At 64.5% G+C, this 21264-nt stretch carries 16 protein-coding genes; 3 read left to right on the forward strand and 13 right to left on the reverse strand.

The genetic code is table 11. The features are described 5' to 3' along the window. Window positions 1–61 precede the first annotated feature (61 nt). Together ACNKU3_RS00805 and ACNKU3_RS00810 are read left to right on the forward strand one after the other, a co-directional pair. Complete coding sequence (locus ACNKU3_RS00805; RefSeq protein WP_418257498.1) at window positions 62–790, forward strand: sulfite exporter TauE/SafE family protein; 729 nt, start codon at window positions 62–64, stop codon at window positions 788–790. 29 nt (window positions 791–819) lie between these two features. Further along, window positions 820–1488 carry an MliC family protein gene (locus ACNKU3_RS00810; RefSeq protein WP_418257499.1) on the forward strand — a complete coding sequence of 223 codons (669 nt, stop codon included), beginning with the start codon at window positions 820–822 and terminating at the stop codon, window positions 1486–1488. Window positions 1489–1577: 89 nt separating this feature from the next. On the opposite strand, the gene ACNKU3_RS00815 is transcribed toward ACNKU3_RS00810, so the two are convergent. From ACNKU3_RS00815 to ACNKU3_RS00875, 13 genes are all read right to left on the reverse strand, one after another. After that, window positions 1578–4007: a TonB-dependent receptor gene (locus ACNKU3_RS00815; RefSeq protein WP_418257500.1), complete on the reverse strand. Its 2430-nt coding sequence runs from the start codon at window positions 4005–4007 to the stop codon at window positions 1578–1580. Between the two features lie 315 nt (window positions 4008–4322). Continuing rightward, complete coding sequence (locus tag ACNKU3_RS00820; RefSeq protein WP_418257501.1) at window positions 4323–6749, reverse strand: TonB-dependent receptor; 2427 nt, start codon at window positions 6747–6749, stop codon at window positions 4323–4325. Window positions 6750–7035: 286 nt separating this feature from the next. After that, window positions 7036–7737 carry a sulfite exporter TauE/SafE family protein gene (locus tag ACNKU3_RS00825; protein WP_418257502.1) on the reverse strand — a complete coding sequence of 234 codons (702 nt, stop codon included), beginning with the start codon at window positions 7735–7737 and terminating at the stop codon, window positions 7036–7038. Next, complete coding sequence (gene ccoS / locus ACNKU3_RS00830; RefSeq protein WP_418257503.1) at window positions 7730–7906, reverse strand: cbb3-type cytochrome oxidase assembly protein CcoS; 177 nt, start codon at window positions 7904–7906, stop codon at window positions 7730–7732. The genes ACNKU3_RS00825 and ccoS overlap by 8 nt, the downstream gene beginning before the upstream one ends. A gap of 6 nt (window positions 7907–7912) precedes the next feature. Further along, window positions 7913–10339, reverse strand: coding sequence for a heavy metal translocating P-type ATPase (locus tag ACNKU3_RS00835; protein WP_418257504.1), 2427 nt, complete (start codon window positions 10337–10339; stop codon window positions 7913–7915). Beyond that, window positions 10332–10829: a FixH family protein gene (locus ACNKU3_RS00840; protein WP_418257505.1), complete on the reverse strand. Its 498-nt coding sequence runs from the start codon at window positions 10827–10829 to the stop codon at window positions 10332–10334. The genes ACNKU3_RS00835 and ACNKU3_RS00840 overlap by 8 nt, the downstream gene beginning before the upstream one ends. 3 nt (window positions 10830–10832) lie before the next feature. Then, window positions 10833–12251: a cytochrome c oxidase accessory protein CcoG gene (ccoG, locus tag ACNKU3_RS00845; RefSeq protein WP_418257506.1), complete on the reverse strand. Its 1419-nt coding sequence runs from the start codon at window positions 12249–12251 to the stop codon at window positions 10833–10835. 58 nt (window positions 12252–12309) lie between these two features. Next, on the reverse strand, window positions 12310–13188 hold the full coding sequence (gene ccoP / locus ACNKU3_RS00850) for a cytochrome-c oxidase, cbb3-type subunit III (RefSeq protein WP_418257507.1): 879 nt from the start codon (window positions 13186–13188) through the stop codon (window positions 12310–12312). After that, entirely contained in the window at window positions 13181–13360 is a 180-nt protein-coding gene (locus ACNKU3_RS00855; protein ID WP_418257508.1) for a cbb3-type cytochrome oxidase subunit 3, read from the reverse strand. The genes ccoP and ACNKU3_RS00855 overlap by 8 nt, the downstream gene beginning before the upstream one ends. A gap of 12 nt (window positions 13361–13372) precedes the next feature. After that, window positions 13373–13981 carry a cytochrome-c oxidase, cbb3-type subunit II gene (gene ccoO, locus ACNKU3_RS00860; RefSeq protein WP_418257509.1) on the reverse strand — a complete coding sequence of 203 codons (609 nt, stop codon included), beginning with the start codon at window positions 13979–13981 and terminating at the stop codon, window positions 13373–13375. Between the two features lie 21 nt (window positions 13982–14002). Then, window positions 14003–15439 (reverse strand): cytochrome-c oxidase, cbb3-type subunit I, encoded by a 1437-nt coding sequence (ccoN, locus tag ACNKU3_RS00865; protein ID WP_418257510.1) that lies wholly within the window; start codon window positions 15437–15439, stop codon window positions 14003–14005. A 43-nt stretch (window positions 15440–15482) separates the two neighbouring features. Further along, complete coding sequence (locus ACNKU3_RS00870) at window positions 15483–16091, reverse strand: Yip1 family protein (protein ID WP_418257511.1); 609 nt, start codon at window positions 16089–16091, stop codon at window positions 15483–15485. A 362-nt stretch (window positions 16092–16453) separates the two neighbouring features. Continuing rightward, a complete protein-coding gene (locus ACNKU3_RS00875; RefSeq protein ID WP_418257512.1) occupies window positions 16454–20380 on the reverse strand; it encodes a DUF1631 family protein in 3927 nt (1308 codons plus the stop codon). Between the two features lie 187 nt (window positions 20381–20567). Here ACNKU3_RS00875 and npdG point away from each other — a divergent pair, with 187 nt between their 5' ends. Further along, a complete protein-coding gene (gene npdG, locus ACNKU3_RS00880) occupies window positions 20568–21251 on the forward strand; it encodes an NADPH-dependent F420 reductase (protein WP_418257513.1) in 684 nt (227 codons plus the stop codon). The last annotated feature ends 13 nt before the right edge of the window (window positions 21252–21264 follow it).

Genomic DNA, 21264 nt, shown 5'->3' on the forward strand with positions numbered 1-21264 from the left:
TGCCACAATTGGCGGGTACTGTAGAGTCCTGTCCTGGTGTTAGAGGAGATCCGGCAACCCGATGCTGAGCGAGGCGCAAACCATCCTGCTGGCCTTCGCCTTCCTGACCTCGACGCTCGCGGCGACGGTCGGTATGGGCGGGGGCATGCTGCTGCTGGCCTGCATGCCGGGCCTGCTGCCCGCCAGCGCGCTGTTGCCGGTGCACGCCGTAACCCAACTGGTGAGCAATGCCAGCCGGGTGCTGTTCGACTGGCGGCACATCGAGTGGCGCCTGGTGCCGCCGATGCTGCTGGGGGCATTTGCCGGGGCCGCCCTGGGCAGTGGTGTTTACCGCGTCCTGGCGGGGGACCTGCTGACCGGGCTGATCGGCCTGTTCATACTGGTCATGACCTGGGTGCCACTGCCCCATATGCGTGCCAGCGGCCGCGGCAGCCTGTTCCTGCTGGGCTTCTACCAGACCGGACTGGGGATGGTGGTGGGGGCCACCGGGCCGCTGGGCGCTACCGTGTTGTCGCGGATCAGGCGCGAGCGCGACTGGCTGGTGGTCAATACCGGGGTGTCCATGTGCATCAACCACGCCTTCCGCACGGCGGCCTTTGTCCTGCTGGGCTTCAGTTTCCAGGGCCTGCTGCCGCTGCTGGCGGGCCTCGCGCTGGCGGTTTCCGCCGGCTCCTGGCTGGGCACCCGCCTGCGCTGGCGTATTCCAGCGTACGATTTCAGCCGCTGGTTCAGGTGGCTTATGACACTGCTGGCCCTGCGCATGATAGTCTTGGCCATTCCCTGGCCCTGATGCAAGCGCCCCTTCGGAGAGACTGGCCCATGCTCAAACCCCTGTCGATAATCCTGTCACTTGCCCTGGTCACCGCCTGCGCGTCCTCGGCTGAAGAGGAGTCGGGTGCGGCGAGCGAGGTCACCCGCACCACCGGCAGGACCCTGGTCTACGAGTGCGATCGCGGCGACTTCATCGCCCGCACCGGTCCGGGGGAGATTGCGCTGTGGGTGGAGGATCGCTATGCGGTGCTGTCCCAGGCGCGCAGCGGCTCCGGAGCCCGCTACGAGGAGGGGGATATGGTCTTCTGGAGCAAGGGCGACGAGGCCACCCTGGACCTCGGCGATGAACGCTACCGGGCCTGCAAACTGAATCCGCGGCGTGTGCCCTGGGAGGACGCGCGCCGGCGGATGATCGATTTTCGCGCCATCGGCAATGAGCCGGGCTGGCACGTGGAGGTGCGCGAAGGGGACAGCCTGCTCTTTGTCGCCGATTACGGCGCGACAAAATTTCTGTTCCGCGACTTCACCAGCAGCCACACGGGTGGTCAGCGGGTGTATTCCGCCCAGCGGGACGACCAGCACCTGACAGTCACCGCCAGCGAATCGGAGTGTGCCGACAGCATGAGCGGTGAGCGCTTCCCGCTGCAGGTGGAGGCGGACCTGGACGGACGCCGCTACCAGGGTTGCGGCATGACCCTCGACCATCCCTGGGAATAGGCCGGTCCCGGGTCGCGGGAGCGCCAGGGCAGATAAAAAAAAACGGCGCAGGGATCAGCTGCACCGTAACAATGGACCCGGAGTTCCGCTTACATCCAGGCGGAGGGCCGGATGGTCACTTTCAGCCAGAGTTCGCGGCCGCGCTCGGCGATACAGGTCAACTCGTCGACGCCGCCGATACCTACCTCGCCAGTCGGGCTGCCGGTGATCACCGTGCCGGGCAGGTTGTTGTACTGGCCGTTGTAGTTGGTGCAGTTACCCGAGGTGATCTCGTCGTTCAGGTTCTTGCCGATCAACTGGACTTCCCAGGCGCCGGTTGCGGCGCGCAGGCCGACACTGGCGCTGGCCTTGAAATAGGCGTCCTGGTACATGTCGTCGCGCAACAGGGTGTTGGTGGCGTACTCATCCGACCACAGGGTCGTGGCGCCCACTGACAGCACCATGTTGTCCGCTACCTCGTTCTCCCAGGTGAAGCCGAAGGTGGCGCCCCACTCGGGCGCGCGCAGCAGGTCGCGGCCGGAGAGGTCCTGGGAAGTGTACAGGCCGGTATTCGGGTCCAGGTTGCGGTCGCAACCCTGGGCGGCGGTCTGGCCGCCCCAGCACAGCGCGTTGTCGAAGTTGTCGTACTCGGCGTTGTTGTAGTTGACCACGGCGAACAGCTCCAGGCCGTCGACCGCCGGCGGCGCCCAGGTCACGTCCATGTCCACGCCCCATACCGTGGCGGTAGCCGCGTTCAGGGTCCGGATCAGGAAGCCGTCGGGGGTGGATTCGTTGGCGCCCACCTGCAGGTTGTCGTACTCGTAGTAGTAGGCGGAGCTGTTGAGGGCGACGGTGCTGTCGGCGAGCATGGTCTTCATGCCACCCTCGTAGCCTTCCACTTCCTCGTCCTCGAAGGACAGGTCAAAGCCGCGGGGGTTGGACACCGTATCCCAGGAGCCGGACTTGAAGGCCTTGCGGTAACTGCCAAAGAAGGTCAGCGTATCGGTCGGCGTGTAGGTGATGGAAAACTCCGGTGACACGTTGTCCGCATCCAGCTTGTCGGTGACATAGGACTCGATGGGGAAGTCCTCGCCGGTGGCCAGGTTGACCGGGTTGAACTCGCGCTCCTCGTTGGTCCAGCGCGCGCCGGCGGCCAACTCGACATTTTCCAGCGCCTGCCACATCACCTGGCCAAAAAGGGCCTGGGTTTCGATATCGATCGGCAGGTAGCCCTTGTCCCGCGGGCCGAAGAAGAACAGGCCGGTGCGGTTGGCCATCTCGCCGTCCTGGTAGTAGGCGCCAGCCATGAAGTTCCAGTCGCCGCTGTAGTTCGAGGTCAGGCGGAATTCCTGGGTGAAATCCTCGCGGGAGAAGTTGGTGTCCGCCACGATCAGCGGGCCGGCGTAACCGGACTGGCCGCCGTTGATCATCACGTTGTGCTCGGCGTCGGCGTAGGCGGTCACCGAGGCGAGGCTCAGGTTCTCGGTAATCTCCCAGTCCAGCTGCAGGCTGCCGAAGTACTGCTCGAGGTCGTAGAAGGGTACGCCGTTGTTGCGGATACCGGTGTACAGCGGGTTGTCCGGGTTCATGTCGACTACCGCAAGGCTTTCATCCAGCTTGCAGTCCTCCGAGTCCGTAAACCACTGCACGTCGGTGGTACCGTAGAAATAGCCGACGGTGCCGACGATGGTCGGGTCCATCGGCGGGCTGGCGATGTTGGTGCCGAAGCCGTCCGGACAGGAGATCATCTGGCCGGCGCCGCCGTTGCCGTCGATATCAGTCTTGTTGTAGTTGGCCTTCAGCTTGGCGCTGAAGCTGTTGGTCGGCTCCCATACCAGGGTGCCGCGCAGAAACAGTTCCTCCTTGTTCGGGGTCTGCGGGTATTTGGGATCGAAGCTGGAGACGCCGTCGCCCACGCCGTCGTTGTCGAAGAAACCTTCCATCTCGGTGAACTGGGCCGCGACCCGCATGCCGAGGGTGTCGGTGATGGGACCGGAGGCGATGGCGGAGTAGAGCCACTCTTCCGCTTCGGGTTCATAGCCGGTGGTAAATTCGAGTTCCAGTTCGTCGCCCGGGTCCATGGTATTGATGGAGATGACGCCGGCGGTGCTGTTCTTGCCGTAGAACAGGGACTGCGGGCCGCGCAGGACTTCCATGGAAGCCATGTCGAAAACCGCGGAGCTGAAGGCCAGCGCCTGGGTGAAGCCCTGGCCGTCGACGTTGAGGGAGACCGACTGGTCGAGGGTCGGGTTGAGGGTACCGGAACCGATCCCGCGCAGCGAGGGGGTGGGGCCGATGGAACCGACCTGGGTACCCATGACGAAGCCGGGCACCCGCTCGGTCAGGCTGTACATGTTGTCGGTGCCGAACTGGGTCAACTGGTCCCCGGAGAAGGCGGTAACGGCCACAGGGACGTTGAGCACGGACTCCTCGCGCTTGCGGGCGGTGACAATGACTTCCTCGAGTTGCGACCACGAGGGGATTGCGGGCAGCATCAGGCTCGATGCAATGACGCCGGGGAGTACCTTTCTGGAGAACATGGATTTACCTCTCGAATCTATTTCGCTTTCTTTTTAGTGGAGTTGTTACTGCGGTAATCGCGAGCCTGGTTCGGAAAGCCGGAATACTATTGTTCTGCTGGTGGCTTTCGAGGCTCCGCGGACATTGTCACGAAGGGTAACGACTGGTCAATCGCTCAGGGGTTCCATTACAGAATCGGGCAAGAGTGATCGCCCGGCGAGACAATTGGTAACAGAAAGCCGGGGGAAGTGTGTTACAGACTGAACCGCATCTGCGGCCCAAAAAAAAGGGAGGACGCTGTATACGCCCTCCCAATACCCACTGGAGAAAGTCTTCTAGAAGCGCACGGACGGCCGGATGGTGACCTTCAGCCACAGTTCCCGGCCGCGCTCGGCGATACAGACCGCTTCATCGACGCCGCCGATACCCCGCTCACCGGTCGGGCTGCCGGTAATGATGGTGCCGGGCACGTTGCCGTACTGGCCGTTGAAGTTGGTGCAGTTACCGGCAGTGATCTCGTCGTTGAGGTTCTTGCCGATCAGGTTGACTTCCCAGGCCCCGTCCGCCGCACGCAGGCCGATGCTGGCGCTGGTCTTGAAGTAGGAGTCCTGGTAGAAGTCGTCGCGCAGCAGGGTGTTGGCAGCGTACTCGTCAGACCACAGAGTTGAAGAGCCCAGGGTCAGGATCGTATCGCCAAACGACTTCTCGTAAGTGAAACCGAAGGTGGCGCCGAACTCCGGTGCCCGCAGCAGGTCACCGCCGGACAGGTCCTGGGCCTGGTAGAGACCGGTGACCTCGTCAAAGTCCTGGTCACAGCCCTCCGCGGAGGTCTGGCCGCCCCAGCACAGCGCGTTGTCGAACTTGTCGTACTCCGCATTGTTGTAGTTGGCCACGGCGAACAGTTCCAGGCCGTCGATGGAGGGAACCGCCCAGGCTACGTCCATGTCAATACCCCAGATCGTCGCGGAAGCCGCGTTGAGCGTGCGGATCAGGAAGCCATCGGGGGTGGATTCGTTGGCACCCACCTGCAGGTTGTCGTACTCGTAAAAGTAGCCGGACACGTTGAGTGCGATCGTGCTGTCCAGCATGAGGGTTTTCATGCCGCCCTCGTAACCTTCGACATCCTCGTCATCGAAGGAGAGGTCGAAACCGCGGGGGTTGGACACGGTGTCCCAGGAGCCGGACTTGAAGGCCTTGCGATAGCCACCGAAGAAAGTCAGGGTCTCCGTGGGCGTCCAGGTCACGGAGAATTCCGGCGACACGTCGTCGGTCTGCAGTTCGTCAGTGAAGTAGGTTTCAATCGGGAAGGGCTCGCCGGTTGCGAGGTTCACCGGTTTGAACTTGCGGGTCTCGTCGGTGTAGCGCGCACCGGCGGCGAGTTCCACGTCGGGCACGATACGCCACAGCAACTGGCCGAAGATCGCCTGGGTTTCGATGTCGATCGGCAGCTTGCCCTTGTCGCGGGGGCCGAAGAAGTACAGCCCGGTGCGGTTGACCATCTCACCGTCCTGGTAATACGCGCCGATCATGTAGTTCCAGGCGCCGTCATAGTTCGAGGTCAGGCGCAGTTCCTGGGTGAAGTCCTCGCGGGAGAAGTTGGTGTCGGCGACGATGATCGGGCCGGCAAGGCCGGTGTTCAAGCCATTGATCATCACGTTGTGCTCGCTGTTCGCGTACCCGGTGACCGAGGACAGCGTCAGGTCTTCACTGATCTCCCAGTCCAGCAGCAGGCTGCCGTAGTACTGCTCGAGGTCGAAGAAAGGCACACCGCCGTTGCGGATTCCCGTGTACAACGGGTTGCTGGGGTCCATGCTGACGATGGCGACCTTGTCATCCAGCTTGCAGTCCTCGTTTTCCGGCCACCAGCGCACGTCGGTGGTGCCGTAGTAATATCCGAGTGCGCCAACAATTCCAGGATCCAGTGGCGGTGCGGTGAAATTGGTGTCCAACCCGTCGGGACAGGAGGAGAGCTGTCCGTTGCCGCCGTAGCCGGGGATGTCTACCGTGTTGTAGGTCGCCTTGAGCTTGGCGGTGAAGGCCGAGGTCGGCTCCCAGACCGCGGTGCCGCGCACGGTGAGCTCTTCCGATTCCGGAATCTTCGGTGTCGACGGGGCGAGACTGCTGATGCCATCGCTGACGCCGTTGTTGTCGAAGTAGCCGTCCATGCTGGTTTGCTGCACCGCCAGCCGCACGCCGAAGGTGTCGGTGATCGGACCGGAGAGGATCCCGGAGATCTGCCATTCCTCGGCGTCGGCCTCGTAACCGACGCCGACTTCGGCCTCGAACTCATCGGCGGGATCGCGGGTATTGATCGAGATTACGCCCGCAGTACTGTTTTTACCGTAAAACAGCGACTGGGGGCCGCGCAGGACTTCCATCGAGGCCATGTCGAACATGCCGGAGGAAAAGGCCAGTGCCTGGGAGAAGCCGAGGCCGTCGATGTTGAGTGACACCGACTGGTCGATTGTGGGGTTCAGGGTCCCGGTACCGATACCGCGCAGCGACGGGGTCGGCCCGATCGAGGCGACCTGGGTGCCCATGACAAAGCCGGGGACCCGCTCGGTCAGGGTGTACATGTCGTCGGTGCCGAACTGCTCGAGTTGCTGGCCGGAAAACGCGGTGACCGCGACCGGCACATTGAGCACCGATTCCTCGCGTTTACGCGCTGTGACGATCACTTCTTCCAGCTGTGACCACGACGGGATTGCCGGCAGCATCAAACTGGACGCAATGACGCCGGGCAGGATCTTCCTGGTTACCATAGTGCAGACCTCTCACTTCTTTATTATCTTGTTGGTGACGGTGCTTGTTGTTGGCGCCGGAGCCAGGTGCAGCTGCTGTTCTTGTTAATGCTCGCTGGCTGGTTTCCGGAGTGTCAAAAAGACTGTCACGCTTTTCGACCGCCGGTCAAGATGCCAGTCCGGATATTTACTTGCAGGGGCAAAGATCATCGCCTGAATGGACAAGCCGTAAGGGAGGCCCGAGCAAGCGCCCGGGCAGGCTCGCAGCAGCATTTCACTGGGTGATACGCGGGCGGCAGATACCGCACTAGTGGTGGTGCATGGTGCCGTGGCTGGCCGGTTGTGCCGCGCTGAAGTGGCCGCCGTGTGCCAGCGCCACATACAGGGTCCAGAGCCCCGAGGCGATCACCAGCACCCCGAGGAGCCGGCGCAGCTGTCGGCGGCGCAGGAACGTTTGCAGGCGCTGTGCGCCGAGGCTGGTCGCGAGCATCGCCGGCAGGGTGCCGATACCGAAGCAGAACATCAACAGTGCGGCGGTGCCGGCGCTCTGCGCTGTTGCCGCCCAGGCCAGGCTGGAGTAAATCAACCCGCAGGGCATCAGTCCCCAGCACAGTCCCAGTCCCGCCGCCTGCCAGGGGTACTGCAGTGGCAACAGGCGCGAGGAAAAGCGCTGTACCGGCCGCCACAGGTAGCTGCCGGCCTGTTCCAGTGGCAGCATGCCGCGGGTCCAGCCGCAGATGGACAGTCCCATGCCTACCAGCAGCAGGCCGGCGAGGATGCGCAGGCCCAGGGTCCACAGGCCGAGGTCGATACTGCCCGCGGCGAGGCCGAACAGGGCGCCGAGCAGGGTGTAACTGGCGATGCGCCCGCCGTGGTAGGCGAAGGTCATCAGGGGCCGCGCGTTTGCGCCCAGGTTGAGTGCCGCGGCAATGCCGCCACACATCCCCAGGCAGTGTCCCGCACCGGCAAGCCCCAGGCCGAAGGCGGTAAACAGTGCGCTCTCAGTCACGCCGGGACGCATCCTCGTTGCCGTCGGCTTCCCGCTCGTCCTGCAGGATGCGCCAGGATTCCTTGTCGAGGTCGTCGTACTGGCCGTCGTCGATCGCCCACAGCAACAGCTTGATGCCCAGTGCAACGAACACCAGGGCGACGGGAATCAGCAGGTAGAGACTGTCCATGCCGGATCATGCCTTCGCGCGCCGGTACAGGCGCAGGGAGTTCAATACTACCAGCAATGAACTGGCGGACATGCCGATGGCTGCGGCCCAGGGCGGCACTTGGCCACTGGCGGCCAGCGGGATGGCGAGCAGGTTGTAGCCCAGCGCCCACAGCAGGTTCTGCCGCATGACCCGGCGGCAGCGCTGCGCCATACGCCGACTGGCCGCCAGTCCGTCGAGCTTGCCGGCAAGGGTGAAGTCCGCCTGCGCATTGGTATAGTCAGCGGCGCCGGCAACCGCGTAGGAGACATCGGCGGCGCCCAGTACCGGGGCATCGTTGAGGCCGTCGCCGACCATGGCGACCACGGCGCCGGCGCGCTGCAGTGTGCGCAGCGTCTCCAGTTTCTGCTCGGCGGAAAGACCGGTTCCGGCGATATCCATACCCAGTTCCCGCGCCAGTTCCGCCGCGCGGGGCGAACTGTCGCCGCTGAGCAGCGCCACCGTGAGCCCTTCCCGCTGCGCCTGTGCCACCGCCTTCCCGGCTTCGGGGCGCAGGGCGTCGCGCAGGCCGATCCAGCCCAGCGCCCGCTGCCGGCTGCAAAGTGCTACCCAGTAGAGGGGAGTGGCGGGGGGCGGGGGCAGGCCGGGACACCACTCGCGGCAGAATGCCTCGCTGCCCATGCGGTAGCCGGTGCCGCCGATGTCGCCCTGCATGCCCGCACCGATTACCTGCTCCGCCCGCTCGCAGGTGAGCGTCGCCGGCAGTTCGGCAAAGGCCGGGGCGACCGGGTGGTTCGACCACTGCTGCAGTGCCGCGGCGATGGCGAGCACCTGTGCCTGATTGCTGTCCCCCGCTGCCGCGACCTCGGCAATGGATAATTGCCCCTGGGTCAGGGTGCCGGTCTTGTCGAACAACAGGTGGCTGCAGCGCGGCAGGGTTTCCAGTGCATTTTCCCCCCGCACCAGGATGCCGCCGGCGCGCAGCGCACCGGCGGCGGCGGCCAGTGCCGCGGGTGTCGCCAGGGCGAGGGCGCAGGGGCAGGCGATGACCAGCACCGACAGGCTGACCCAGAGCGCCCGCTGCGGGTCCACCTGCCACCAGAACAGCGCGGTGGCGCCGGTCAGCAGCAGGATCCCCGCGACGAAATAGCCCGCGATGCGGTCCGCCAGTCGCGCCAGCCGGGGTTTTTCCCGCTGCGCGCCGGCGGTGGAGGATTGCAGCGCCGCCAGCCGGCTGTGGGTGAAATCCACCAGTACCTCGACTTCCAGGGGGCCCTCCACGTTCAGCGTACCGGCAAACACCTCGTCGCCCGGAGCCACGGGACGCGGCAGGTGTTCGCCGTTGATGCTCTCTTCGCGCACCGCACTGCGGCCGGCCACGACCCGCGCGTCGGCGGGCACGGCCTGGCCCGGCTTTAGCCGCACCCGGTCGCCGGGCAGCAACTGGCGGCGGCTGAGCGTGGCCCAGTCGCCCGCGCGCAGCGCGCTGACGGCTTCGGGGAGAGTGGCTTCCACGTCGGCCCAGTCCGGCAGGAAGCGCTGGCGTGCGCGGGCTTCGAGAAAGCGCCCCAGCAGCAGGAAAAAGGTGAACATCACCACCGAATCGAAATAGACCTGGCCGCCGCCACTGACTGTCGCCCAGGCGCTGGCCAGCCAGGCCAGGCCGATTGCCAGCGCTACCGGCAGGTCCATGACCAGGGCCCCCGCGCGCAGGTGGCGCCAGGCGGTGCGGAAGAAAATACCCCCGGCGTAGTACACGACAAAGCCCGAGACCAGCAGGCTCACCGTGCGCAGCAGGGACTGGTACTGGCCCTCGATACCCTGCAGGTCGCCCGCGTGCAGGGCGATGGCGAACATGCCCACCTGCATCATGCCGAAGCCGGCTACCCCGAGGCGGCGCAGGTCGGCGTGATATTCCTGCTCCTGCTGTTGCTTGCGGGTCCCGGCGAGGAAGGGGCGCGGCGTGTAACCCAGCGCCTGCAGGCGGGTGAAGATTGCGCTGAGGGAAATCCGTCCCGGTAGAAAACGCACATCGAGGCGCGCCTGCTGCAGGTTGACGTCGGCGAACTGTATGCCGGGCAGTTGCCGCAGGGCGTGTTCGATCAGCCAGGTACAGGCAGCACAGGTGATGCCGCCGAGCAGGATCTGCGCCGCCACGCTGCCGTCCGCCTGAGGCGGGGCAAAACTGGCGGCGACATCGGGGTCATCGTAGATGCGGAATTCATCCGCGCTGTCGAGGCTGTCCTCCTGCGGCCGCTGGCTGTAGGCGCTGCGGTTGCGGTAGAAATCCTGCAGGCCCTGGCCGGCGATCATGCCGGCCACCGCCTGGCAGCCGGGACAGCACATCGGCCGCGCTATGCCCGCAATCCGGACACTGAGGTCGAGACCGGCGGGAACAGTTTCGCCGCAGTGGTAGCAGCTGACAGGGGCGCTTGCGGTCGCGGACTCAGCCACCGCCACCCCGGGTGAAATCGGCCGCGGAGAAGACGCCGCTGAGCCGCCAGTCGCTGCCAGCCTCCGGCGCCAGGGTCCAGTGCCAGCGGGGTGCGACGCTGGCCGGCAGCCTGCCCCGGTAGATGCCCGGGGTGCTCTCCACCAACGGCAGGCTGAAATCGCGATCCGCTTCCATCGGGTGCGAGAGGGCCAGCTGCAGGCGCTGCGCCCTGGCCGGACCGGTCGTCGCGACGGTGATCTCCTCGCCATCGATACGCAGCTGCGCACTGATCCCCAGGCGCTGGGCTGCCTCTTCCTGTGCCAGCTGGCGATTGATGGCCAGCCCGCGTTTGTAGTACTCGTCGACTACCAGGTCATCGGCGCCGCTGGCGGCGATAAACACCATCGTAATGCCGGCGACCACGACCGTGGCGGGCAGCAGGATCAGGAACCACGGCCAGAACTGGCGATACCAGGGCAGCTCGTCTTCGTTGCGGGAGAGGGTGTTCATGGTTTACTCGACGGGCTTGATAAAGCGCGACTCATGCCGGGTGTAAAGGCCTTCGCGGTCGGTCGCGCGGACCGTGAAATTGAACTCGCTGCTGGGTTTGTCGAGGGCCTGCGGTAACTGCCGCAGGCGCAGGCTGAAGCTGCGTACCTCACCCCCGTTCAGGGTGTAGACCGTTTCACCGATGATCTCAGCGCCGGGCAGGCCCTCGACGCCAATCACGAATTCGTGCATTTCCGGGTCCATGTTCGCCAGCCGCAGGGTGTAGATATTATCCAGTGCGCCGCTGTCGGTGGTGACATACAACTGGTTGCGGTCGCGGATGACCGACAGTTCCAGCGGCATCCGCGTCAGCATCTGCCAGCAGAATACCGCGATCATTACCGTCAGCACCAGCACGTAGCCGACAATCCGCGGTCGCAACCAGTGGGTCCTGTCGCCGGCCAGTTCGCGTTCGCTGGTGTAGCGGATCAGCCCGCGCGGGTAGGCCATCTTGTCCATCACCGAGTTGCAGGCGTCCACGCACATGGCGCAGTCGATGCACTCGTACTGCAGTCCCTTGCGGATATCGATGCCGGTGGGGCAGACCTGCACGCACAGTTCGCAGTCGATGCAGTGGCCGAGGTCCAGGGTGGCCGGGTCGACATTGCGCTTGCGGCTGCCGCGGGGTTCGCCGCGCTTTTCGTCGTAGGACACGATCAGGGTGTTGTGGTCGAACATCACCGACTGGAAACGGGCGTAGGGGCACATGTACTTGCACACCTGCTCGCGCATCCAGCCGGCGTTGAGGTAGGTGAGCAGGGTGAAGAAACCGGTCCAGAACACCGCCGGTAGCGGCGCGGAAAATTGCGCCAGTTCCGCGACCAGCGTGCGGATGGGATAGAAATAGCCGACGAAAGTCAGCCCGGTCATGAAGGCCACGAACAGCCAGGAGCCGTGCTTGAGGGTCTTCCGGGTGAGCTTTTCCAGGCTCCATGGCGCCTGGTCCAGTTTGATCCGCTGGTTGCGGCTGCCCTCTGCGTGCTGCTCAAGCCACATGAAGATACTTGTCCAGACCGTCTGCGGGCAGGTGTAGCCGCACCACAGGCGGCCGGCAAAGGTGGTCACGGCAAACAGCGAAAAGGCCGCGATAATCAGCAGGAAGGCCAGCATCGGGAAATCCTGCGGCCAGAAGGTCAGGCCGAGGATGTGGAACTTGCGCTCGGGCAGGTCGAAAAGCACCGACTGGCGCCCCTCCCAGTTCAGCCAGGGCAGCAGGAAATAACCCAGGAGCAGCGGCCAGCCGGTGTACAGGCGGATGCGCTGGTAGTAACCCTCGACCTTGCGGGTATAGATGCGCTCGCGGCGCTGGTACAGGTCGATCTCCCCGACCTCAGCCGGGGCAATCTCCTGCAGGTCGATCTGTTCGGGGTCGTTCTGGGACATACGTCGTCCTGTTACCGCGGGGAATGCGGCGGGCGCCTCCTGCGCCCACCTGTGCGGTTCAGTGACTCAGGCTGTAGACATAAGCCGTGAGTATGTGGATTTTGTCCTCGTCGAGCATATCCTTGTGCGCGGGCATCTTGCCGTTGCGACCGGCGCGGATCGAGTGGGCTATCTGGTCGGCGCGGCCGCCGTAGAGCCAGATGCCGTTGGTCAGGTTGGGCGCGCCCAGCATCGGGTTGCCGGTGCCCTCGGCGCCGTGGCAGGCCGAGCAGTAGGTCTGGAAGTGAGTGGCGCCCGCTGCGGCCAGGGCCGGGTCTGCGTCGCGCCCGTTGAGGGAGAGCACGTAAGCCGCGGCCTCTTCCACGCCCTTGTCGCCGAGGATGCTGCCCCAGGCGGGCATGGCGGCCTGGCGGCCGTTGGTAATGCTGGCCTGGATGGCTTCCGGCGTGCCGCCGTAGATCCAGTCGTCGTCGGTCAGGTTGGGAAAGCCGTAGGCACCGCGCGCGTCGGAGCCGTGGCACTGGGCGCAGTTGTTGCTGAACATGCGACCGCCCATGCGCATGGCGGCGGGGTCCTGGGCGATGTCTTCCACCGCCATGGCGAGATAGCGGTCGCGCATTTCGCGGTAGGTCGCATCGGCCTTTGCCACTTCGCGCTGGTACTGGCCCTCCTTGGTCCAGCCGAGCATGCCGCTGAAATTGCCGAGGCCGGGGTAGAGCGCCAGGTAGCCGACACCGAACACCATGGTCAGCACGAACATGCCGAACCACCACGCGGGCAGCGGGTTTTCCAGTTCCTCGATACCGTCGTAGACATGGCCGGTGGTCTTCTCCGTGCCGCCGGGTTCACCCTTGCGATTGGCGAAGAGTATCCACGCCAGGCCGACAAAGGTGGCAACGGTCAGGACGATGATCCACCAACTCCAGAAACTAGCCATCCCGTTTCTCCTCTTGCTGGGTGCGACGGTTGATTTCCTCATCCGCGAAGGGCAGTAGCGCAGCCTCCTCGAATGACCGTTTGCGTTTGCGGCTGAAGGCCCAGAAGCACATCCCGATGAATCCCACCATCAGGAGCGCCGTGCTGAGGCCGCGCAAATCGTTGATATCCATCGGGGCCTCCCTCTAGCGCCGCGACTGCAGCAGCGTGCCCAGTTGTTGCAGGTAGGCCACCAGCGCATCGACTTCGCGTTTGCCGGCAACGGCGTCCCCGGCACCGGCGATGTCGTCGTCGGTGTAGGGCACGCCGACCGCGCGCAGGGCGGCCATCTTGGCGCCGGTGTGCTCGCCACTCAGTTCTTTCTGGAACAGCCAGGGGAAGGCGGGCATGTTGGACTCGGGTACCACGTCCTGGGGCCGGAACAGGTGGGCGCGGTGCCAGTCGTCGGAATAGCGGCCGCCGACCCGGGCGAGGTCCGGCCCGGTGCGCTTGGAACCCCACAGGAAGGGGTGGTCGTAGACGAATTCGCCGGCGACGGAATAGTGGCCGTAGCGCTCGGTTTCCGCGCGCAGCGGGCGGATCATCTGCGAGTGACAGTTGTTGCAGCCTTCGCGGATATAGATATCACGGCCTTCCAGTTCCAGGGCGGGCAGCGGTTTCAGGCCGGCGATGGGTTCGTTGGTTTCCTTGATGAACATCAGGGGTACCAGTTCCACCAGGGTGCCGAAGCTGAGCGCAACGATGGTCAGGATGATCATCAGGCCGACGTTGGTTTCTACACGTTCGTGTTTCATCGTCTCTCGGGCTCCTCTGGCTCAGGCCGCGCTGCTGGCGGCAACCGCTTGCGCTGCGCTTTCCCGCCGGGTGGTCATGTATACGTTGTACGCCATGACCAGCATTCCCCCGAGGAAAATGCCGCCGCCGAGGACCCGCACGATGTAACCCGGGTGGCTGGCGGCTACCGATTCCACAAAGCTGTAGGTCAGGGTGCCGTCCTGGTTGTAGGCGCGCCACATCAGGCCCTGCATGATGCCGTTCACCCACATGGAGGCGATGTACAGCACGGTGCCGATGGTGGACATCCAGAAGTGCACGTTGATCAGGCCCACGCTGTACATCTGCTGCTTGTTGAACAGGATCGGGATCAGGTGGTAGATGGCGCCGATGGAAATCATTGCCACCCAGCCCAGGGCGCCGGAGTGCACGTGGCCGATAGTCCAGTCGGTGTAGTGGGACAGCGCGTTGACGGTCTTGATCGACATCATCGGCCCCTCGAAGGTGGACATGCCGTAGAAGGACAGGCTGACCACCAGGAAACGCAGGATCGGGTCGGTGCGCAGTTTGTGCCACGCGCCCGAGAGGGTCATGATGCCGTTGATCATGCCGCCCCAGGAGGGCGCCAGCAGGATCAGGGACATCACCATGCCGAGGCTCTGCGCCCAGTCGGGCAGGGCGGTGTAGTGCAGGTGGTGGGGGCCAGCCCAGATATAGACGGCGACCAGCGCCCAGAAGTGCACGATGGACAGCCGGTAGGAGTACACCGGGCGCTCTGCCTGCTTGGGCACGAAGTAGTACATCATGCCGAGGAAACCTGCGGTGAGGAAAAAGCCCACCGCGTTGTGGCCGTACCACCACTGCATCATCGCGTCCACGGTGCCGGCATAGGCGGAGTAGGACTTGGTCAGGGTAACCGGCATCTCCATGCTGTTGAGGATGTGCAGCAGGGCGACGGCGATGATGAAAGCGCCGTAGAACCAGTTGGCCACGTAGATATGGTGGATCGTGCGTTTGGCGACGGTGCCGAAGAACACGATGGCGTAGGCCACCCAGACCACCGCGATCAGGATGTCGATGGGCCACTCCAGTTCCGCGTATTCCTTGCTGGTGGTAAAGCCCATGGGCAGGGTAATCGCGGCCAGCACGATGACCAGTTGCCAGCCCCAGAACGTAAAGGCGGCCAGCTTGTCGGAAATCAGGCGGGTCTGGCAGGTGCGCTGCACCACGTAGTAGGAGGTGGCGAACAGGGCGCAGCCGCCGAAGGCGAAAATTACCGCGTTGGTATGCAGGGGGCGCAGCCGGCCGAAGTGAAACCACTCCAGTCCGGGGTTGAGTTGCGGCCACGCCAGCTGGGCCGCGATCACCACGCCGACCAGCATGCCCACCACGCCCCAGACGACCGTCATGACGGCGAATTGCCTGACCACCTTGTAGTTGTAGGTGGGGTGTTCCAGTGCTGCGTTGAGCTCACTCATGATTCGGTTCCGCTTGCTGAATCTGGATTACAGTTGGGTCCGCTCAGGGGACCTGGTCGGTAAAGGCCGGGGCGGCGCCGAAGTCCCAGAGCAGGACAGTGCCGACCATCAGGCAGATCATCATCACCAGGGCCACGCCCATTACCGCGCTGGAGAACAGGAAGCCGCGCTCCTCGGGAATCTGCATGATGATGGGTATGCCGAGGTAGATCAGGTACACCGCCCAGCACACCGCGATGATGCCGACCAGCAGGTCGAGCCAGAGCACCGGGTAAAAACCGACCGCGCCAGCCAGGAACATCGGCGTGGCCGAGAGGGCGGCGATGATGATGCCCTTGATGGTGCTGGAGGGGGCGCCGTAAGTGTCGGACATCCAGTGGATGAAGTAGCCGATCGCGGCGACGCCGGCGAGCTGCACCAGGTAAAACAGGATGCAGATCGTGCGCGCACTCTCCCGGGTGAGGAACTGCGGCTCGCCGTTACCGACAGTCCAGCCGACCTGGGTGGTCCCGTAAAACCATGCCACCGCCGGGATGAGGGCGAGCAGGCAGGGATACAGGAGCAAGGTACGGAATGAGCTTTCGGGCAGCTCGGCAATCTGCCGCCACTGAGAGCCGGGTCTTACCATCAGGCCGAAGGCATGTTGGATCATCTGCTTGTGATCTCCCCTGTGCTGATGTTGTTGTAATGAAGTTTTAGTCTGCCATCCGGCTGTTGTAAACCGCTCTCCTTCCAATGGCTAGCGCTGCCCGCTCAGGGCGATTTCTTCCCAGCTGAAGCCTGGCTCCGCTTTCTGCTGTGTGACAGGCTGCAGCGATGGTGGAGCGTGTTCCCCGCACGATCCGGCTGGTCAGGGCAGGCGCTTACGGGGTACCCCGTATTCAAACGCCGTTGAAAAAGAAGTATAGACGAAATTCTACAGCGCCCGGAATGGGTCGGAGCCCGCCACGGGCCGGCAATGCCGCATTCCTTGATCTGGATCAAATCCCGTCGCGCCCCCGGGGAAAAACCGCCTTACTTCACGATGCTGGAGAGTTCCTCGGCGATCTCGGGTAGCGGTCGCGGCATGGCGACGCCCCAGCCCTGCAGGTAGTCGACACCGATCTCCTCGAGCTTGACGATGATCTCGTCATTCTCCACGGATTCGGCGATGGTCTCCTGGCCGAGGAAGTGGGCGAGGTCGTTGATGGAGCGGGCCATGGCGTAGTCGGCGCGGTTGAGGTGGATGCCGGTAATGAAGGTGCCGTCGATCTTCACGTAATCCACCGGTAGTTCGCGCAGGTAATTGTGGCTGGCGAGTCCGGTGCCGAAATCGTCGATGGAGAACTTGCAGCCGATGTTGCGGAAGGCGCGTACGAAGTCGGCGGCCTTGATCAGGTTGGTGATGGTGCCGGTCTCGGTGATCTCGAAACAGATGCGGCTGGTGCCTACACCGAACTCGGAAATCTGCTCCAGCAGGTATTCGAGGAACTGGTCGTCGGTGACGCTGCTGCCGGAGAGGTTGATGGCGAGGAAGGGCACTTCCTTCTGCGCGTCCATCAGTTTGCTGACCCAGCTGAAGGCCTCGCGCACCACCCAGCGATCCACCAGGTTCATGAAGCCGTAGCGCTCGGCGCTCTGGATGAATTCCTCGGGCGAACTGATCGAACCGTCCGGGTTGGTCAGGCCCAGCAGCAGTTCGTAGTGCCGCCCCACCGGTTGCTGGCCGTTGACGGCAACCTGCACGATCGGCTGCGCCCGCAGCACGAAGCGGTCGGTGGCCAGTGCCTGTTCGAGGTCGCTGCGGGTGCGGCTCCGGTCTTTGCGGAAGTCCGTGGCCAGTGCCTGGTCGGCGACGAAGCGCTGCACCTGGTTGCGGCCGCTCTCCTTGGCGCGGCGCATCGCCTGGCGGGCGCTGTCGAGCACGTCGTCCACCGAGGGGCTGTACTCGAGCACCGGGGCCACGCCGATGGAAACGGTGAAGGTGACCTGCTCGCCCTCGATATCCACGCTGCTGTTTTCGATGTCCGTGCGAATCTTTTCCGCGTACTCCGCAGCGGCATCAAGATCGCGATCGAGCAGGAGAACGGCGAACTGGTCGCCCTCGATCCGCGCGGACGATGCCTTCTTGCCGTGCAACTGGGCGAGCAGGCGGCTGAACTCCGCCAGCACGTGGTCGCCGTTGATCCGGTCGAAGACCTCGTTGACCAGGGCGAAATTGTCGATGTCCAGGTAGAGCACCGCGTGCTGGGCGTTCTTGACCCGGGCGTGGCGCAGGGCGCGATCGATCTGGTTGAGGAAGGTGTCGCGGTTGATCAGGCGCGTCAGGCTGTCGTGGTTGCGGCTGAAGCTGAGGGTTTCCTGCACGTGCTCCAGGGTGTGGTACATGCTCTTGTCGACCACCGGCAGGTGATCGGTCGGCGCCGGTGGTTTTACACCCTGGCTGAGCTTGCGCGCCAGCTGGACGGCGCTGAGGTCGGCGACTTTCTGCCCGCGCTCGTTGACGAAGATAAAGCGGTCGCGGTCGGCGCTGATCCAGGCCAGCTGCATGCGGCGCTTCTTGCGGTCGTCGCCGAGGTAGGTCAGCCAGGTGTCGCGCTTCATCTGTTCCACGCGTTTCACCCAGCGGCGCAGCCGCGGCAGTTCCTCGACCCGGGCGCGCAGGCGCCGCGGCGCATCGGCCTCTGCCCTGTCCTCTTCGGATATCGCGGTGGCGATCACGTCGCGGCTGCCGGAGAGAATGCCGCGCAGCTCGGCAAGCACCGGCTGGTACTGCACGTTGGTGGGCAGCGCGGCTGACAACTGCTGCTCCACCAGTTCGATCAGGGTCTCCGCCTCCAGCGAGCGCTGCATCAGCACGTCTTCGTCGTTGTCGCAGGACTGGCGCACTTCCAGCCAGCTGCCCAGCTGGTCGAGGGTTTTCAGGTGCTCGGCCCAGGCGCTGCTCTCGGGGCCGTCGCGTACGTGGGTGAGGACCAGCAGGTCGCGCCAGCCGGATTCCACCAGGTCGAGCAGCACCCGCGGCGCCGCCGGCGGCCGGATGCGGTCATTGATGGCGGTACTGACCGCCACTCGCGCCTGCTGGACCTTCTCCTGGCCTTCCTGGATGCGCACCACGCGTTCGACGTTACGCGACAGGGCCCGCTCCTGCTGTTCGCTGAGCTTGTCGATCTCTTCCAGCGCCTGAGCGAAGACCGATTCGTCCTGCTCGTAGTTGTCCGCCACCTGGTCGACGATACGGTTGATGCGCATCTCCAGGGCCCGGTTGGGAAAGTTGGCGGAACTGGCGAGGTTGGCCAGGCGGTCGACGACGGCGCGGGCGGGGTGCTGGGCCTCGACGAAGAAGCGCGGGTCGAGCAGCGCCAGCCGGGTCAGCGGGATTTTGAGGTTGGACAGGGAGGGCTGCAGTTCCTCGGCGAGGTCGATGTGCGAGCGGATGGTGTCAAACAGGTTGTCCACCATGTCCAGCTGGTTGAGGCTCTCCAGGGTGAGTCCGCTGCTGTTGCGCAGGGCACTGATTTCTTCGCGGTGGGCGGCCAGGAACTCGCGCACCGATTCGGCATCGTGCAGGGCCTGCCGGCTACCCTGGCTGTGTTGCAGGCTGAGCAGGGCGGCTGCGATGGTGTTGGCGTCTGCCAGACGCGTCTGGTCCACGTCTTCTGTGGGAACGGTACCGCCTTCCCAGGTGCCACTCAGCGGGATGCCGGAGGCGATGTCCTCCCCCCTGGCCAGTCCCCGAGCCTCGCGGTGGAAATTCAGCGCGTCCACCACCGACTTATAGATATTGAAATTGCGGATACCGGCACCGAGCCGCGCGGCGAAGCCACTGGGGGCCGGCTCTCCGGAAGCCGCTGGCACCGCGGCCGGTGGTTCGGGTTGCGGCGGTTCGGGCTTCGCGGGCTCATCCGCCGCCGGCTTGTGCGTCGGGCGCTGCCCCCGCTTCAGCAGGGAGCCCTTGGCGCGGATCCGGGTTTCCAGGTCCGGTTCGATATGGGCGTCGGCCAATACCTGGTTGAGGTCCGCGTAGTAGCGGGCCAGCGGGCGGATCAGGTGCTGGGAAAAATATTCGTAGACCACCGGCGCCGCCTCCGGCGCTATCTCCACCGGCTCGATAGCCAGCTGGAACGCCCGGCACAGCTGGCGGGCGTGAATCGGCAGCCGCACCTTCAGCGGGTCGGCGTCGATCAACCGGGCCAGGCGGATCGTCAGGGCTTCCAGCTCGACCCGGTAAAGCTCCTCGGCCAGGGCCACGGTGCGATTGAAGGCCAGGTGACCTTCGAATTCGTCGAGGTCGACGAGGTCGAGCTCCTCGGGTTTGTCGATCTCCTCCTGCCAGAACTCGTCGTCGCCGGAGCCGGGTGTCAGCACCTGGAAGTATTGCTGGATGTGGTCCAGCATCATCTCGCTGATGGCTTCGCGATTGCCGCCGATGCCCACAGCGGCGTTGAAGACGTTGTTCTTGCCCTGGCTGGCGGACTTGATACGCTGGCTGAGAACCTGCAGGTCGTCGTGGATGGCGTCGATGGCTCCGGGCAGAAGTGCCTCGAATTGCTGCAGCGCCTTCTGGTGGAAATCCCGCAGCAGGCGGGTGTATTCGACCGAGCTGGTACTGAGGCTGGAGGGCCGCACTGGCGGCAGCGGGCGCTGCATCAGCAGTTCCCGCCAGGTGTCGGCGATCTCGCTGTCGGGCTGACTGCTGTGCAGTTCTAGCCGTCCCTCGACAATGTTCTGGATAGTGACCGGCAGGGAGGGCAGATTCTGCTGCCGGGTCAGGGTGAGTTCCGCCTGCATGCCCTGGTGCAGGCGCACCCGGCCGCTGGAACTGGTGCCGGCAAGCAGCTTGACCCGCGCCAGCTGGAACTGCAACTCACCGATCAGGTTGCAGTCTCCCGCCAGTTTGGCGCCGTCACCTAGCACCAGCAGTGCTGGCTGTTCCTCAAGCTTGAACTGGGGGCGGGACATTGATGAGATGCTGCACTTCCTCTCGGCCAGCGGAATTGCCGGACGCCGGTAAACGCAGCGAGTATATCCTTATTAAGAGTAGTGGAAAACGTCCGTTCGCGCCGGCTGCTTGTAGCCGGCAGTGGATTTTCCTAAGATGCCGGGCGAAGCTCAACGTGGGCAATACCCCAAATAAGGACAAGCCAGCATGACGACAGACAACAAGCCTACCCTTGCCATTCTCGGTGGTACCGGCGATCTCGGCACCGGACTGGCCCAGCGCTGGGCCCAGGCTGGCTACCGGGTCATCATCGGTTCGCGCAGCCTGGAGAAAGCCCAGGCGGCGGTCGACGACCTGCATGAAGTGATGGCCGAGCGCGGTGTCGGCGGCGTCGAGGTGGCGGCAATGGACAATCTCGCCGCGGCCGAGACTGCCGAAATCGTCACCCTGACCGTGCCCTTCAGCCACCAGGCCAGCACCCTGGAAGCGGTGAAGCCCGCGTTGCAGGGCAAGATCCTGATCGACGTGACCGTACCGTTGATGCCGCCGAAAGTCGGCCGGGTCCAGTTGCCTGAAGCCGGCAGCGCCGGCCAGATCGCCCAGGACCTGCTGGGCGAGGATGTCCACGTGGTCTCCGCCTTCCAGAATGTGCCCGCCACGGCCCTGCAACAGGCAGCGCCCCCGGACTGTGACGTGCTGGTCTGCGGCAACAGCCGCGAGGCCCGCGAGGCGGTGATCGAACTGGTGGAGGCGGCCGGCATGCGTGGTTTCCACGCCGGGATGATCGACAATGCCGCCGCCGCTGAGGCCCTGACCTCGGTGCTGATCGTGATCAACAAGCAGTACAAGTGCCACGCCGGCATCCGCATTACCGGCACCGACGAACACTGATACCCGGTTTCCC

It is taken from the genome of Haliea sp. E17 (assembly GCF_048323675.1).
In the GTDB taxonomy this organism is placed as follows: domain Bacteria; phylum Pseudomonadota; class Gammaproteobacteria; order Pseudomonadales; family Halieaceae; genus Mangrovimicrobium.